Origin of the sequence: Bacillus sp. FSL M7-1345 (genome assembly GCF_038006985.1) — a bacterium.
Lineage (GTDB): Bacteria > Bacillota > Bacilli > Bacillales > Bacillaceae_G > Bacillus_A > Bacillus_A cereus_U.
The window spans coordinates 4,149,787-4,164,330 of record NZ_JBBOWG010000001.1; the positions used below are offsets into that span (position 1 = coordinate 4,149,787).

Consider the following 14,544-nt stretch of genomic DNA (forward strand, 5'->3'; position numbering starts at 1 on the left):
AGCGAAGGAAATTATCCTTCGCTTTTTTCTATTAATTAAATGTAATGTTATGTACAGCCTCTTTATCAAGACGTTTAATAACTTCTACAATTAATTTCACTGCGTTTTCATAATCATCACGATGTAACATCGCTGCATGAGAATGAATGTAGCGTGTCGCAATCGTAATTGCCATAGACGGAATACCATTTACAGAAATATGAATTGCTCCTGCATCCGTTCCCCCGCCCGCTACAGAATCATACTGATATGGAATTTGTAATTCATCAGCAACATCAACAACGAAATCACGTAAACCTGTATGACCAATAACAGAAGCATCATATAGAATGATCTGCGGTCCATCACCCATTTTACTTTGTGCTTCTTTTGCTGTTACACCTGGTGTATCCCCAGCAATACCAACATCTACAGCGAATGCGATATCTGGCTTAATATAGTTTGCAGATGTTTTCGCACCACGAAGACCAACTTCTTCTTGTACAGTCCCAACGCCGTATACAACGTTTGGATGCTTTTCATCTTTTAATTGTTTTAATACGTCAATTGCAATTGCACAACCAATTCGGTTATCCCATGCTTTTGCAAGTAACATCTTTTCATTCTTCATCACTTGGAATTCGAAGTACGGTACAACTTGATCTCCTGGTCTTACGCCCCACTCCATCACTTCTTCTTGGCTAGAAGCACCAATATCGATGAACATATCTTTAATGTCAACTGGTTTTTTACGAGCTTCTGGAGGTAAAATGTGCGGTGGTTTTGAACCAATTACACCTGTTACATCTCCTTTACGCGTTACAATCGTTACGCGCTGTGCAAGCATAACTTGCGACCACCAGCCACCAACCGTTTGGAAACGAAGGAAGCCTTTGTCATCAATTTGCGTAATCATAAAGCCAACTTCATCTAAATGACCTGCAACCATAATTTTTGGGCCGTTTTCTTCCCCAACTTTTTTCGCAACTAAACTTCCTAAATTATCAGTAGAAAGTTCATCTGCAAACGGCTCAATATATTTCTTCATTACTTCACGTGGTTCACGCTCGTTACCCGCAATACCGCGTGCGTCTGTTAATTCTTTTAGCATTGTCAATGTCTCGTCTAATTTCATCATTGCCAACACCCTCCTTTTTCTTCAGTCACTTTATTATACAAAAGGAAATTGAAATATTCAAAAATTAAATTAGTATCCTTGTGTTTGACGCTGATGATTTACTTCATTTTTATCTAAATATGCTTTTTCAATTTCTTCTTGTTCAAATTCAAGCGCTTGTCCAAGGCGAAGATAGCTTGTAAATAGTTCAATATAATTCGTGATAGAAGGTTGATCTGTAAAACGAATTACTTTCGCATATGTGTCTAAGAAAATTTCCACTTGTGTTTTATTCGTTTGCGCACATTTATAGAATAAGAAGTTTTTATCAATTCCTAAATCGATTCCGATTGATAAAATAAAATGTAAACCATCTACGTATTCTTCTAATATTACTTCACGTTCTGACGCTGGTTTATTGCTCCAATATTTAAAACAACGTGTTTCATTTGCAAGTTCTCCAATTTCTACAAGAAGAGCTAACATTTTTTCTTTTAACAATTTCTTCGGTTGTAATTCATGCTCTTTCACAATACGGTCATCTAATTCTTTTTGTAATTTAAATAGTTGTAGTAAGTCCATTCTATTGTCCTCCTCCAACATCGCATTTTCCGCAACAATGTTGTTTCATCTCAAAGTTCATTATTATTTTTCACTTCGTATTAACAAGTCAGCTACCTACATCTTTATAAAGATAGCTTGTCCTTAATTTGCAAATACGTTTCAATCATCACTCATAGATTGTTCACTTGATGAAAGTTCCATATCATCTTTCCATTATAGCAGTGTCGTTTCTGCTAGGAAAGATACACTTCTTCACGAATGAGTTCAAATAAAAAAAGTCAGGAGGATTCTCCTGACCTTATATATATATTCTTTTATATCGCTATAGCTTTTATATTGATTTTGTCATATCGATAACGACACGTCCGTTAATCTTTCCTACTTTCATGTAAAAACCCCCTCGTTATCGTTACAAAAGTTCTTACAAGCACATCTTAATATACTAGAGAGAAATAAATCATTTAATTGTGACGACACTAAGCGGGAAATTCCACAAGTTATTGAATGGTTATAATGAATACAAATAAAAAAACCTTAGAAGAAAGATCTTCTAAGGTTTTAAACAATTAGTTAATGTTGTTTTTTGCAACTGTTGCTAATTCAGCGAAAGCTTTTTCGTCATGAACAGCTAAGTCAGCAAGCATCTTGCGGTTAACTTCGATGCCAGCATTTTTTAAACCGTGCATTAAGCGGCTGTAAGAAAGACCATTCATACGAGCTGCTGCGTTGATACGTGTAATCCATAATTTACGGAAGTCACGTTTCTTTTGACGACGGTCACGGAATGCATACATTAGAGATTTCATAACCTGTTGGTTAGCAACCTTAAATAATGTACTCTTAGAACCGTAGTAACCTTTTGCTAATTTTATAACTTTTTTACGACGTTGACGAGTAACTGTACCACCTTTTACTCTTGGCATAATATTACCTCCTAGTTTGTTCTATATATCAGCCGAACTTATTTTAAGTTGTCAAGCATTTGACGAATGCGTTTGAAGTCACCAGCGCTAACTACACCAGCTTTACGTAGTTTACGTTTAGCTTTTGTAGATTTGTTAGCGAATAAATGGCTTGTGTAAGCGTGAGAACGTTTCAGTTTACCAGATCCAGTCTTTTTGAAACGCTTTGCAGCGCCGCGATGAGTTTTTTGTTTAGGCATAGGTATTTCCTCCTCTATCTATTACTTATCGTTTTTCGGTGCTAAAACTAAGAACATACTGCGTCCTTCCATTTTAGGCTTAGATTCAATTGTACTAACTTCAGCACAAGCTTCTGAGAAGCGATCTAAAACACGTTGACCGATTTCTTTATGAGTAATGGCACGTCCTTTAAAGCGAATTGACGCTTTAACCTTGTCGCCTTTCTCTAAAAACTTGACAGCATTACGAAGTTTTGTGTTAAAGTCATGTTCATCAATTGTTGGACTTAAACGAACTTCTTTCATGCTGATTACTTTTTGATTTTTGCGCTGTTCTTTTTCTTTCTTCTGTTGCTCAAAGCGGAATTTACCGTAGTCCATAATGCGGCATACTGGCGGTTTCGCATTTGGAGCAACCAATACTAAATCAAGATTAAGACCTGCAGCTAAGTCTAAAGCGTCATTACGAGACTTGATTCCAAGTTGATCGCCGTTCGCGCCAACTAAGCGTACTTCACGTGCACGAATTTGCTCGTTAATCATCATATCCTTGCTAATAGTAAGCCACCTCCAAGGTTTTCTTAGAATACGTTTTGCAATTGTAGAACCCGAACAAAAAAAGTGCGGGCACACGGCACCCACACTTGTAATATCTTTAGTAAGAAATACATTTACCTGCTAACTGCGAATGCGTCCATCAGGTGAGAAGCGGGTGCTTCTACTTGTCAAAACCATATTCTATTATCCTTGATGAGTTTATCATAGGACATGACGTCTGTCAAGAAGACGCGATGTGTTTTACTAACAACAAGAAATATTGTAACAAACAACCAGCATACTTGCAATACTTTTTTATGATAAGTATCGTTTGGTTATTTTTTCTAGATTTTCTTTTTTATAATACATAAAAAAGCCGCGGTATACCGCGGCTCTTTCTTATCGTTTTCCTTCTACTTTAATCATGTCAACAAACGCATCTAATGCGATTGTTTCTGATTTTTGTTCACCATATTTACGTACGTTAACGCCATTTTCAGTAACTTCATTGTCACCTACTACAAGCATGTACGGAATCTTTTGCATTTGTGCTTCACGGATTTTGTAACCAATTTTCTCTTCACGAGTGTCTAATTCAACACGGATACCAGCACGTCGTAATTCATCTTGTACTTTCTTCGCATAATCTAAATGTACTTGCGGAGAAACTGGAATTACTTGTGCCTGAACTGGAGCTAACCAAGTTGGGAATGCGCCTTTGTATTCTTCAATTAAGAAGGCTACGAAACGTTCCATAGTTGATACAACACCACGGTGAATTACAACTGGACGATGTTGTTTACCGTCTTCACCAACGTAAGCTAATTCAAAGCGTTCTGGAAGTAAGAAGTCTAATTGTACAGTTGAAAGTGTTTCGTCTTTTCCAAGAGCAGTACGAACTTGAACGTCAAGTTTCGGACCATAGAATGCCGCTTCACCTTCAGCTTCATAGTAATCAAGACCCATTTCATCCATAGCTTCTTTTAACATACCTTGTGCTTTTTCCCACATCTCATCATCAGCATAATACTTTTTAGTATCTGCTGGGTCACGATAAGATAGACGGAATGAATAGTTTTCTAAACCGAAATCTTTGTACACTTCTAAAGTTAAGTTTACAACACGTTTTAATTCTTCTTTAATTTGATCTGGACGAACGAAAATGTGCGCATCATTTAAAGTCATTCCGCGTACACGTTGTAATCCAGATAATGCTCCAGACATTTCATAGCGGTGCATTGTTCCAAGTTCCGCAATACGGATTGGTAATTCACGGTAGCTGTGAATATCGTTTTTATAAACCATCATATGGTGAGGGCAGTTCATTGGACGAAGAACTAACTCTTCATTATCCATTTCCATTGATGGGAACATGCCATCACGGTAATGGTTCCAGTGACCAGAAGTTTCATAAAGCTCTCTACTTCCTAATACTGGAGTGTATACGTGATCATAGCCTAAGCTTGCTTCTTTATCAACGATATAACGCTCGATAATACGGCGAATTGTTGCACCTTTTGGTAACCAAAGTGGTAAACCTTGTCCTACTTTTTGGCTATTAGTAAATAGTTTTAACTCTTTACCTAATTTACGGTGGTCGCGCTCTTTCGCTTCTTCAAGCATACGTAAGTGCTCATCTAATTCTGCTTTCTTAACGAATCCAGTACCGTAAATACGTTGTAACATTTTATTATTGCTATCGCCGCGCCAGTAAGCACCTGCAACGCTTAATAATTTAAACACTTTAATCTTCCCTGTAGATGGAAGGTGAACACCACGGCAAAGGTCGAAGAATTCGCCTTGCTCATAGATTGAAATAACTGCATCTTCTGGAAGATCGTTAATTAAATCTAATTTTAACTCATCGCCGATTTCTTCAAAGCGACGAAGTGCTTCTGCACGTGGTACTTCATGACGAACGATTTCTAAGTTTTCGTTCACGATTTTTTGCATTTCTTTTTCGATTTTCTTGAAGTCTTCAACTGTAATTGCTTCTTCCATATCAATATCGTAGTAGAAGCCATTTTCGATTACTGGACCAATGCCAAGCTCAAGCTTAACATCTTTATATAAACGTTTTAACGCTTGTGCTAAAAGGTGAGCTGTTGAGTGGCGTAAAATATATAAGCCATCTTCAGAATCTAATGTAATAATAGACACTGCACCATCTTCTTCGATTGGTGTAACAAGATCGATCATCTCATCGTTTAATTTTCCAGCCACAGCTTTTTTCTTTAAGCCTGGGCTAATAGAAGCTGCGATTTCTTCAGTTGTTACTCCTTTTGGAAACTCCTTCACAGCTCCATCAGGGAAAGTAATTTTAACTACATCTGCCATCACTGGTCACTCCTCTTTTTTTTCAAAATAAAAAACACTCATCCCATAAAAAGGGACGAGTGTTGAATTCGTGGTTCCACCCTTGTTCCAATTAACCTTATTGTTAATTGCTCAAGTTCAACATAACGGTGTTGTCCGTTAGCAATTACTAGAAAAACGTTCACTGCTAAAGTTTAGAGGTGGTAAGTAATAATCCCGTAATAGGAAGCTCGCACCCTAAGGCTTCCCTCTCTGAAAATCGTAGAAAACTACCCATGTCCTCATCATAACATTTCGATATATTTCATTTATGTAGGTAATTATATGCTCAAAAACTTAGAAAATCAAGGGCGTTACCTTTATTTTTTAAATTTTTCACGTTGCGCTCAAATTCATGTAATCCATGTAGTTGCACTCGTTCCTGAAATACATTTCGCAAAGTAATAATCATATTATGATCTTGTTCTTTCGTATATAAATAAATCTTTTTCGGCGAAATAGAAAGAAGTGGTGCAATTACTTTCGTATCAATATATACATCCTGTTTCTTTAATAATTCTTCATCTATATATTGAACCAATTTATCCTGTTTTAAACGTCTACCTTTATCATCATAGAAAATAAAACTTTCATCAAAAATAAGATGCACACAGGACAAACGTGATTTCCGGCTACTTACTTGTTGGCGAAGTGTCTCAATGAACATTTGATATTCCTGCTCCATCTTATACTCATCAATTGCAACTTCAGCAAGCCTAGCTATCATTTCCCTATATGTACGAAGACGAAAACGAACGTATGATGAAAACGAGAATGAGAGCGGATCACAAAGCCAATCATTCAAAGACGACGCAATATAAGATTCGAATTTTTGACGTGTTAAATCACGGGCTATTCCTTTTCTTCTTTCCTTTAAAATCTCATGTGCCATATGCAATATTTGATGACACTCTTCTTGTTCTTCATAAAAAAACTTTTCCTTTAAAATGGTATGAATCCATTCATTTTGTTTCACATTCATAATGAAATATAGTAATACTGGCAATAAAATCTTTTCAATATAATTCGATTCACATAATGGTATATGAATAACAACCTTTTGTTCGTTTAAATATACACTTGTTTCCTTATATAAGGATTCCGTTCTTTTCGTTAGTTGTCTGTATACGTGCACAGCATCATTTTTTTCTTCGAAGCAAATTTCAATCACTTTTGTCCCCCCTTTTATCCCCGCTCTAAAGGATTGCATCTATACGTTACAAATCCTATAAGAGTCCGATCTATGGAAGTTCACTCTTAGTAGAAACCTATCTCCCATTGTTAGAACATCCACTCGATATGGCTTGCTAATTTTATATATATTAAGGGAGGGAGAAAAAAATGATACAAGCTACTCTGAAAAAATGATTAAAATAAAGTGAAACTTTAATCAGTGGAGGTTTTGTCCATCCTCCACTGATTATTAGTTGAACCAATCGGGCTTTTACGGGCAGTTGATCTCCCACCTAACTTCTTTGCTTTACAGCCGAATTTTGAGGTGGGAGTCTTACTGCCCGTTAATGCGGGATAAAAAAGAGCAAGCTTCTCAGCTCGCTCTTTACTTATTACGACGGTTCTTCCCGCCAATTGGGATTGGCTTCGCTAAATATTTAATTCGTTCCATAATACGGGCCGCTTTCATCTCTTCTGCTTCACCGCGCTGTGTATACGTTAAATGATGTTCCAACTGTTTGAAATCAAAGTTAGATGTAAAGAACGTCGGTAAGTTTTCCAACATACGGAACTGTAAGATTGCACCGAGTACATCATCACGTACAAAACTTGACATCGCTTCTGCCCCGATATCATCTAACATTAATACTTGTACACGTTTGACAGCATCAATCTTTCCGCTAATCGAATTATCTTGAATCGAACTTTTGATTTCACGTAAAAATTCAGGGAAGTATACGAGCATCGAACTAATTTTCTTTCGCGCAAGCTCATTTGCAATTGCCCCTAAAAGATACGTTTTCCCTACACCAAATTTACCGTACAAATATAAACCTTGTGCTTTTTTACCTGGTTCGTATGTGTTTAAAAATTCATTCGTTGCACCTATTGCATCAATACGTGCATCTAAATCTGAAGGATCTAAATTTTCCATAGTTGCCTGCAAAATGTCAACTGGCATATATACACTTTGAACAAGTTTTTCATATTTTTTTCTCTCATCATATGCTACTTTTCTAATACAACGATCATATTGAATATCAATCATCTTACCTTGGATGACGAGCTTCGGCTCATATCCTTGTAGCATATTTTTACATGACCCTAAATCTGGACAATCCGCACACCCTACACTTTGTCCAATATATTCATATAACTTCACAAGACTTCGTTCAATCATAGAAGTCGTTACTTCACCTTTATGTTCGTCTATAAATTCTTTCACACGAGGGTGCGCCATCACTTCTGCCTTTAAGACTTCATATCTATTTTTAAAGTTTTTATTTTCCATTAATTTCGTAAATGAATTTTGAATATGCTCCATTTTCTCACCTCAAAGAGCGTTCATTTTCTTTTATTAATCACGCTTATATTTTTTCAATACTTCTTCTAATCGTTTCCGTTCATCTTCTAACGTACTTGCATCTTTTTTCGCACTTACGTCATTTTTTACAGGTTCTTTCTCTTCTTCTTTCGACTCTTCTTTAAGCCAATCTGGTACCATTTCTTTTCGCACTGTTTTCTTCGCTGTACGACCTTTTTTCTTCGTCTCAGCCCACTCTTGATATTGACGATTCTCTTCTTTCGCTAGCGCCATCGCCTCGCCTACTGTACCGACCTTTTTTCGCGCCCAATGTCCAGCAATCTTCTCGACATACGTTTTAGCAAGCTTCATATCTGAGCGTAGCATAACGTAATAAATAAGTACATTCACAACCCCTGGCGTTAACTTTTGGTTTATCATTACATCCTCAACGATTTGCAAGTCCGCTTTCGTCGCCTCTGCACCGCCTGAAATCTCTTTCAATAGTTGTTTTGGCGAGATTTCCTCTAACTGCTTCATTAGCATCTCTTCTTGCGTAGATGGCTCTTTCTCTTTCATTGTACGAGCAGCATGAGGTTGCACTCTTTCACTTAATACAGGTAACGCTTGACCATTTTCGAATTGATACCAATCGCGTGCTCCCTTCCGAAGCCTTTCGATATCAATTGTTTGTATCTCTGTCACTGCGCCAAGAACGATATTTTGCATCGATAACACATCCACACCGTACACATAAGCGAGTGTAATGACACATTCTCTCACTTGATCTGTAATCGCCTTTTTAGGAACAAGCGCTGATAGTCCGTCTACAAATAAAGAGAAATCAAAGAAATCATTCCAAACTTTCGGAGCATCCCCATTCTCGTTACTTGGCATAATTGTCGTTTTCGGGATACGCAGTTCTTCTTGCGCATATTCAAACTGACCTGGGTTAAACGAATCAAATATATCGTTGAAGGAGCGCGTAACATTTTCATAAGAAGCAAAATCGAATTCTTCTTCTAAGAAATATTGCTTTACTTGGTTGTATTTTGTCCGACTCAAGCGATTATATAAAAAGATACTTAAAACAATATCATCAAAAAACTGCTTCGGAGATAAAGGTGGTTGCAATTCATATATAAACATTCGAATATCTTTTTCTTTCTTAATATATACATTTAAAAGACCAATCGCTTCTAACTTTACTCGTTCCCCATATATTTCAGGAAGTTGCATTTGCATAGTCACCATAAGGGAGTGATGTGTATTCTCTTTTCCAAACACACGATCTTGCTCTAACTCTCCCCATAGTGTCATGTATAAGCTAAAAGCTCTACTACCTATTAACGGCTGATACAACATCGTTAATACTTTCCGGTCGTAATTATGTAACAACCCTTTCGCACTTACTTTATAACGATCAATCGGCAATAGCTCCATCCATGACTGTTTTTCCATTCTTGCTTTTCCTTTCTCTCATCCAATCTAACCTACATTTCACTCGTTCTATCTTTATTATATAATTTATTAGCGAAAAAGAGCTATTAGCTTCCGCTTCTAGCTCTCTTATCTCGTTTACTTACAATATATAAAGGGATTCCTTCTACTCTCTCTCTTTTTGCAGTATATCTTTTAATTCTTCAATAAATACATTTAAATCTTTAAATTGACGATACACAGAAGCAAAACGTACGTAAGCAACATCATCAATATCACGAAGTTCTTCCATAACAATTTCACCAATCATATCACTTTTCACTTCTGATATACCTAAGTTACGAAGTTCACGCTCCACACTTTGTGTTACTTCCTCTAACTGCCTTAAAGATACAGGTCTTTTTTCACACGCTTTAATTAAACCGCGTAAAATTTTCTCTTTATTAAACTCTTCTCGTGTTCCTTCTTTTTTAACAACGATAAGAGGTGATTCTTCTACTCTTTCAAATGTCGTAAAGCGACTTAAACAACTTTCACACTCTCTTCTTCTTCGAATAGAGCGCCCCTCGTCTACCGGGCGCGAATCTAACACTCTTGTTCCATTATGAAAACAGGATGGACAACGCAATTCATTCACTCCTTTACACTATAATCTTTATTCTTTCGCTACTCACCTACATGTGAAAATATATATACAATATTATATAACTCATTCTTCTATAATGACCACTCTAAGTTATTACATATCGTGATCCTATTTTATATAAACTAAAAAAGAGGTGCATTATACACCTCTTTACATTTTAAATCAATTATGTTCTTTTTTAAAGAGCTTTTGTTTCTCTCTGCTTAATTTCGAAGCTACCAGTGCCTCGAGGAAGCTCGATGCTCTCACGCGTTTTCGCGTTTAAACCTTCTGCAATATATTCTGCAGCAACATTTGGATCAATACGATCCCCACAAGTATAAACATCAATACTTGCGTAACCGTGCTCCGGAAAGCTATGAATTGTTAAATGTGATTCCGAGATAATTACTACTCCACTTACACCTTGTGGTGCAAATTTATGAAAAGCAACCTCACGTACTTCAGCACCAGCTCTTAGTGCTGCATCCACAAATAATTGTTCAATATACGGCATGTCATTAAGCTTGTCGAAATCGCAATCCCAAAGTTCAGCGATTACGTGACGACCCATCGTATCCATAGTATCCATTCTACAGTTCCCCCTTGTAAATTTATTCTAACTGTTCGAATTGAAAACTAATTTGCAATTTGGCTTGCTCCACTACCACGGGGGAAAGTTAGTCCAGAGAGGTCCTAACCCTTTAAGTAGTGACTACGTACCTCAGCTCTTAAGTTTACGAGTGTTAGTATACTTTGTTTATTTTCATTTTGCAACAACAGTTTTTTCGATTTTCTGTCATAATTTCCTCTTTACTTTTCCCTAAAAAAAATAAATGATTCACAAATACAGTAATCACAACGTTTTTGGTCTGTCCACTATTTGAAAATATACCCATATAATTTTTTTCTTTTCAGAAAAAAATAAAAAAAGAGAGCAAATATTCACTTGCCCTCTCCCTTATTCACTTAAATATGTTGCACATTTTCTTGTTTTGCTAATTCATCAACAACTAACGTTACAAGATCTACAACACGACGAGAGTAGCCCCACTCGTTATCATACCAAGCAAGTACTTTCACTTTACGATCACCCATTACCATTGTAGATAAACCATCAATAATAGCTGAGTGTGTATTTGTATTAAAGTCGATAGACACTAAAGGCTCTTCACTAAATTCTACAATTCCTTTTAACGCACCATTTGCAACAGTTTTGAATGCTTCATTAATATCTTCAACTGTTACATCACGTTTTACGTCTACTACTAAATCAACAAGAGACACGTTTGGTGTTGGTACACGAAGTGCCATACCATGAAGTTTTCCATTTAAATGCGGAAGAACTTTTGCAAGCGCTTTCGCAGCACCCGTCGTTGTAGGAATGATTGACTGTCCGCAAGCACGTGCTCTTCTTAAATCTTTATGTGGGTTATCAATGTTTTTTTGGTCATTTGTATAAGCGTGAACAGTTGTCATTAAACCGTTTTCAATTCCAAACTGCTCATCTAACACCTTTACAACAGGTGCTAAACAGTTTGTTGTACAAGATGCATTTGAAATAACGGTATGTTTTGTAATATCTAATTGGTCTTCGTTCACACCAACTACAATTGTTACATCTTCATTTTTACCAGGCGCTGTTAAAATAACTTTTTTCGCTCCAGCTTCAACGTGAAGAATTGCTTTTTCTTTTGAATTAAATTTACCAGTTGCTTCAATTACAACTTCAACACCTAGATCTGTCCAAGGCAATTCCTTTGGATCACGGTTGTTTAAAAGGCGAATCATTTTCCCATCTACTAATAAGTGATCTTCAAATGCTTCCACTGTTCCGGCAAACTTACCGTGTACTGTATCATATTTAATTAAATGTGCTAACGTTTCGGACGGATAGCTTGCATTGATTGCTACAATTTCGAATGCGCTTTCTTTTATTGCTTGACGAAACACCATTCTCCCAATACGTCCAAATCCATTAATTGCCACACGAGTCATAATATGTTATCCCCCTTGAATGCGTTATACTATTTATCTCAAATCCCAATATTAGTATAACACAAAAAGGAGGAATGTCACTAAGCATTTTCATTAATTTCACAATTTTTTAATTAATAATGTTCCACTTCTTTAAAATCACCTGCAATTGTGTTTTCGTTTCCATAATTGTGCCATCATTATTTATCACTTCATCTGCATTCTTCACTTTTTCTTCTAATGGCATTTGAGATTGAATACGCACCGTTGCTTCTTCTTCTGAAAAGTTATTTCGTTTCATTAAACGGTCTAATTGTGTATTCGGCTTAACCGCTACAACTAAAACGCGATCAACGAGACTCGTTAATTTACTTTCAAATAAAAGAGGAATATCTAACACAACCGCTTGCACACCTTCTTTTATGTACATTTCCTTTTGCATATTCATTTCCTCACGCACTGCCGGATGAACAATTTTATTTAACTGCAATCGTTTTTCTTCATTATAGAAAACGACACTTCCAAGCTTCGGGCGATCCAGCTCCCCATCTTCTTGTAACACTTCCGTTCCAAACACCTCTACAATTTTGTTATATGCTGGTTTTCCTCGTTCTACAACTTCTCGCGCAATAATATCTGCATCAATAACCGGTATACTCATTTCACAAAACATTTCTGATACCGTACTTTTTCCGCTTGCAATGCCTCCTGTTAATCCAATTATTACTGTCATAATAATCCTCCTCATAATATCAAAGGCGCGAAACTAATGTTCCACGCCCCTACTTACATTTTCCAAATTCCAATAATAATGAGTAATACTCCAGGCAGGAATGTAAATTTTTGTAACCATTTCATATTCGATAAAATCGTACCAAGCTTCATTCCAATAAATAAAAATAAAGAACTCATAACCGCGACTAATATCGCCATCATCGCCGGTGCATAACCTAATAAAGATGCACCGATTCCAGCACCAAACGAATCTACAGAAAGAGCGATGCCGAGAAGTAGCGCTTCTCCTGCAGAAATAGTTCCTGATTTATCAAAATCGGCAACAGTCGGCTTCCGCAAAATTTGAATCACTAACCCTAGAGAAGCAATTTCTAACTTCCAAACCTTCTCTTCTTGCTTCGGTTCTTCTTTTTTATCACTCCGAAAAAATTGGTATAATACCCAAATCCCTATTCCAATAAGAACAAGCCCACCGATACGCGTTGCGATAACAGGTGAAAAAATTTTCGCGATCATATGTCCAATTCCCATTGAAACGAGCATAACAGCCGCTGAACAGATTCCGATAATTATAATTGATCTTAGTGGGATTCTTACGCTTCTTAAACCGTATGTTAGCCCTACACTACAGCTATCTAAGCTTAATGTAAAAGCTAATAAAATAAGAGATAAATAAAGGTACATCGGTAAACTCCTCCCTTATACATAGCTCTGCTGTATGTATATGACAAATGCCTATCCGATGTTATCTCTTTTCTATATTCTAGGCTGACAAATTGGGCAGTAATGCGTTCCTCTTCCACCAACAACTGTTTTTTCTAAAATCGTACCGCAAGTCACACACGGTTCTCCCTTTTTTCCATATACATTTAGAAGTTCTTGGAATGAACCGATTTGCCCTTGCGAATTGATATACGTTCTAATTGTACTTCCGCCTCGCTTCACTGCTTCGCCTAGCGTTGTAACAATCGCTTCGTAAACTCTCTCAATTTCTTCTTCCGTTAAAGATGACGCTTCTCGCTCTGGATGAATATGAGAACGGAATAATACTTCATCTACATATATATTTCCAAGCCCTACTAAAAGACGCTGGTCTAATAATACGACTTTTATTTTGCGATTTGTCTTTTGCAATCTCTCTTGCAAATACTTCGGTGTCAATTCAGCATCAAATGGCTCTGGTCCTAAATCAGCAAGAGGCATTTGAGCAAACTCTTCACCTTTCTTAAAGAGATGCATCGTACCAAACTTTCTCACATCTTTATAATGTAATTCAGTTCCATCTGTAAATAAGAAACGGACATGCGTATGTTTATCAATCGGCTCACCCTCTTGATGCAGTAAAAACTTACCTTCCATACGCAAATGTGAAACAATTACATAGTTTGTTACATACAAAAGCAAAAACTTACCTCTTCGCTTTATATTCTCGATCATCTCGCCTCTTAGCATGTCTTTAAAGATTTCTGCATCGTCCGGTCGTTTCACTATTTTTGGGTAAGTGATAATTACATCTTCAATCACTTTCCCCGTTACAAGATTTTCAAGTGTCCGTCTAACATTTTCAACCTCTGGTAATTCCGGCATTTTATCACTTC

General features: G+C 36.8%; 15 protein-coding genes and 2 other annotated features. All 15 genes read right to left on the reverse strand.

Annotated elements, in window-relative coordinates; translation table 11 throughout:
• Positions 1-31: 31 nt before the first annotated feature.
• Positions 32-1,117, reverse strand: a complete 1,086-nt coding sequence (locus MHB76_RS21675) for a M42 family metallopeptidase (protein ID WP_078172716.1) — start codon at positions 1,115-1,117, stop codon at positions 32-34.
• Positions 1,118-1,186: 69 nt separating this feature from the next.
• Positions 1,187-1,678, reverse strand: coding sequence for a dUTP diphosphatase (locus MHB76_RS21680; RefSeq protein ID WP_002112184.1), 492 nt, complete (start codon positions 1,676-1,678; stop codon positions 1,187-1,189).
• A gap of 548 nt (positions 1,679-2,226) precedes the next feature.
• Positions 2,227-2,583 (reverse strand): 50S ribosomal protein L20, encoded by a 357-nt coding sequence (rplT, locus tag MHB76_RS21685; RefSeq protein WP_001138364.1) that lies wholly within the window; start codon positions 2,581-2,583, stop codon positions 2,227-2,229.
• Positions 2,584-2,621: 38 nt separating this feature from the next.
• Positions 2,622-2,822: a 50S ribosomal protein L35 gene (gene rpmI / locus MHB76_RS21690; protein ID WP_001125945.1), complete on the reverse strand. Its 201-nt coding sequence runs from the start codon at positions 2,820-2,822 to the stop codon at positions 2,622-2,624.
• A gap of 21 nt (positions 2,823-2,843) precedes the next feature.
• Positions 2,844-3,347: a translation initiation factor IF-3 gene (gene infC, locus MHB76_RS21695; RefSeq protein ID WP_002015470.1), complete on the reverse strand. Its 504-nt coding sequence runs from the start codon at positions 3,345-3,347 to the stop codon at positions 2,844-2,846.
• 63 nt (positions 3,348-3,410) lie between these two features.
• Positions 3,411-3,531: a sequence feature (ribosomal protein L20 leader region), on the reverse strand.
• A 206-nt stretch (positions 3,532-3,737) separates the two neighbouring features.
• Positions 3,738-5,675 carry a threonine--tRNA ligase gene (gene thrS / locus MHB76_RS21700; protein WP_002160268.1) on the reverse strand — a complete coding sequence of 646 codons (1,938 nt, stop codon included), beginning with the start codon at positions 5,673-5,675 and terminating at the stop codon, positions 3,738-3,740.
• Positions 5,676-5,723: 48 nt separating this feature from the next.
• Positions 5,724-5,951 (reverse strand) — a binding site (T-box leader).
• Between the two features lie 31 nt (positions 5,952-5,982).
• The gene (gene ytxC, locus MHB76_RS21705; RefSeq protein ID WP_078172715.1) at positions 5,983-6,864 is read right to left on the reverse strand and encodes a putative sporulation protein YtxC; all 882 of its coding nucleotides are present in this window, start codon (positions 6,862-6,864) and stop codon (positions 5,983-5,985) included.
• A 387-nt stretch (positions 6,865-7,251) separates the two neighbouring features.
• Complete coding sequence (dnaI, locus tag MHB76_RS21710) at positions 7,252-8,190, reverse strand: primosomal protein DnaI (protein ID WP_002015473.1); 939 nt, start codon at positions 8,188-8,190, stop codon at positions 7,252-7,254.
• A 33-nt stretch (positions 8,191-8,223) separates the two neighbouring features.
• Entirely contained in the window at positions 8,224-9,630 is a 1,407-nt protein-coding gene (locus MHB76_RS21715) for a replication initiation and membrane attachment family protein (RefSeq protein ID WP_002160267.1), read from the reverse strand.
• Positions 9,631-9,775: 145 nt separating this feature from the next.
• Positions 9,776-10,237: a transcriptional regulator NrdR gene (gene nrdR / locus MHB76_RS21720; RefSeq protein ID WP_001203686.1), complete on the reverse strand. Its 462-nt coding sequence runs from the start codon at positions 10,235-10,237 to the stop codon at positions 9,776-9,778.
• A 196-nt stretch (positions 10,238-10,433) separates the two neighbouring features.
• A complete protein-coding gene (gene speD / locus MHB76_RS21725; RefSeq protein WP_002003660.1) occupies positions 10,434-10,817 on the reverse strand; it encodes an adenosylmethionine decarboxylase in 384 nt (127 codons plus the stop codon).
• 386 nt (positions 10,818-11,203) lie between these two features.
• Positions 11,204-12,232 (reverse strand): glyceraldehyde-3-phosphate dehydrogenase, encoded by a 1,029-nt coding sequence (locus MHB76_RS21730; RefSeq protein ID WP_002112190.1) that lies wholly within the window; start codon positions 12,230-12,232, stop codon positions 11,204-11,206.
• Positions 12,233-12,341: 109 nt separating this feature from the next.
• Positions 12,342-12,944 carry a dephospho-CoA kinase gene (gene coaE, locus MHB76_RS21735; RefSeq protein WP_078172714.1) on the reverse strand — a complete coding sequence of 201 codons (603 nt, stop codon included), beginning with the start codon at positions 12,942-12,944 and terminating at the stop codon, positions 12,342-12,344.
• 53 nt (positions 12,945-12,997) lie between these two features.
• Positions 12,998-13,630, reverse strand: a complete 633-nt coding sequence (gene ytaF, locus MHB76_RS21740) for a sporulation membrane protein YtaF (RefSeq protein ID WP_078172713.1) — start codon at positions 13,628-13,630, stop codon at positions 12,998-13,000.
• A 72-nt stretch (positions 13,631-13,702) separates the two neighbouring features.
• The gene (gene mutM / locus MHB76_RS21745; protein ID WP_078172712.1) at positions 13,703-14,533 is read right to left on the reverse strand and encodes a DNA-formamidopyrimidine glycosylase; all 831 of its coding nucleotides are present in this window, start codon (positions 14,531-14,533) and stop codon (positions 13,703-13,705) included.
• Positions 14,534-14,544 lie beyond the last annotated feature (11 nt).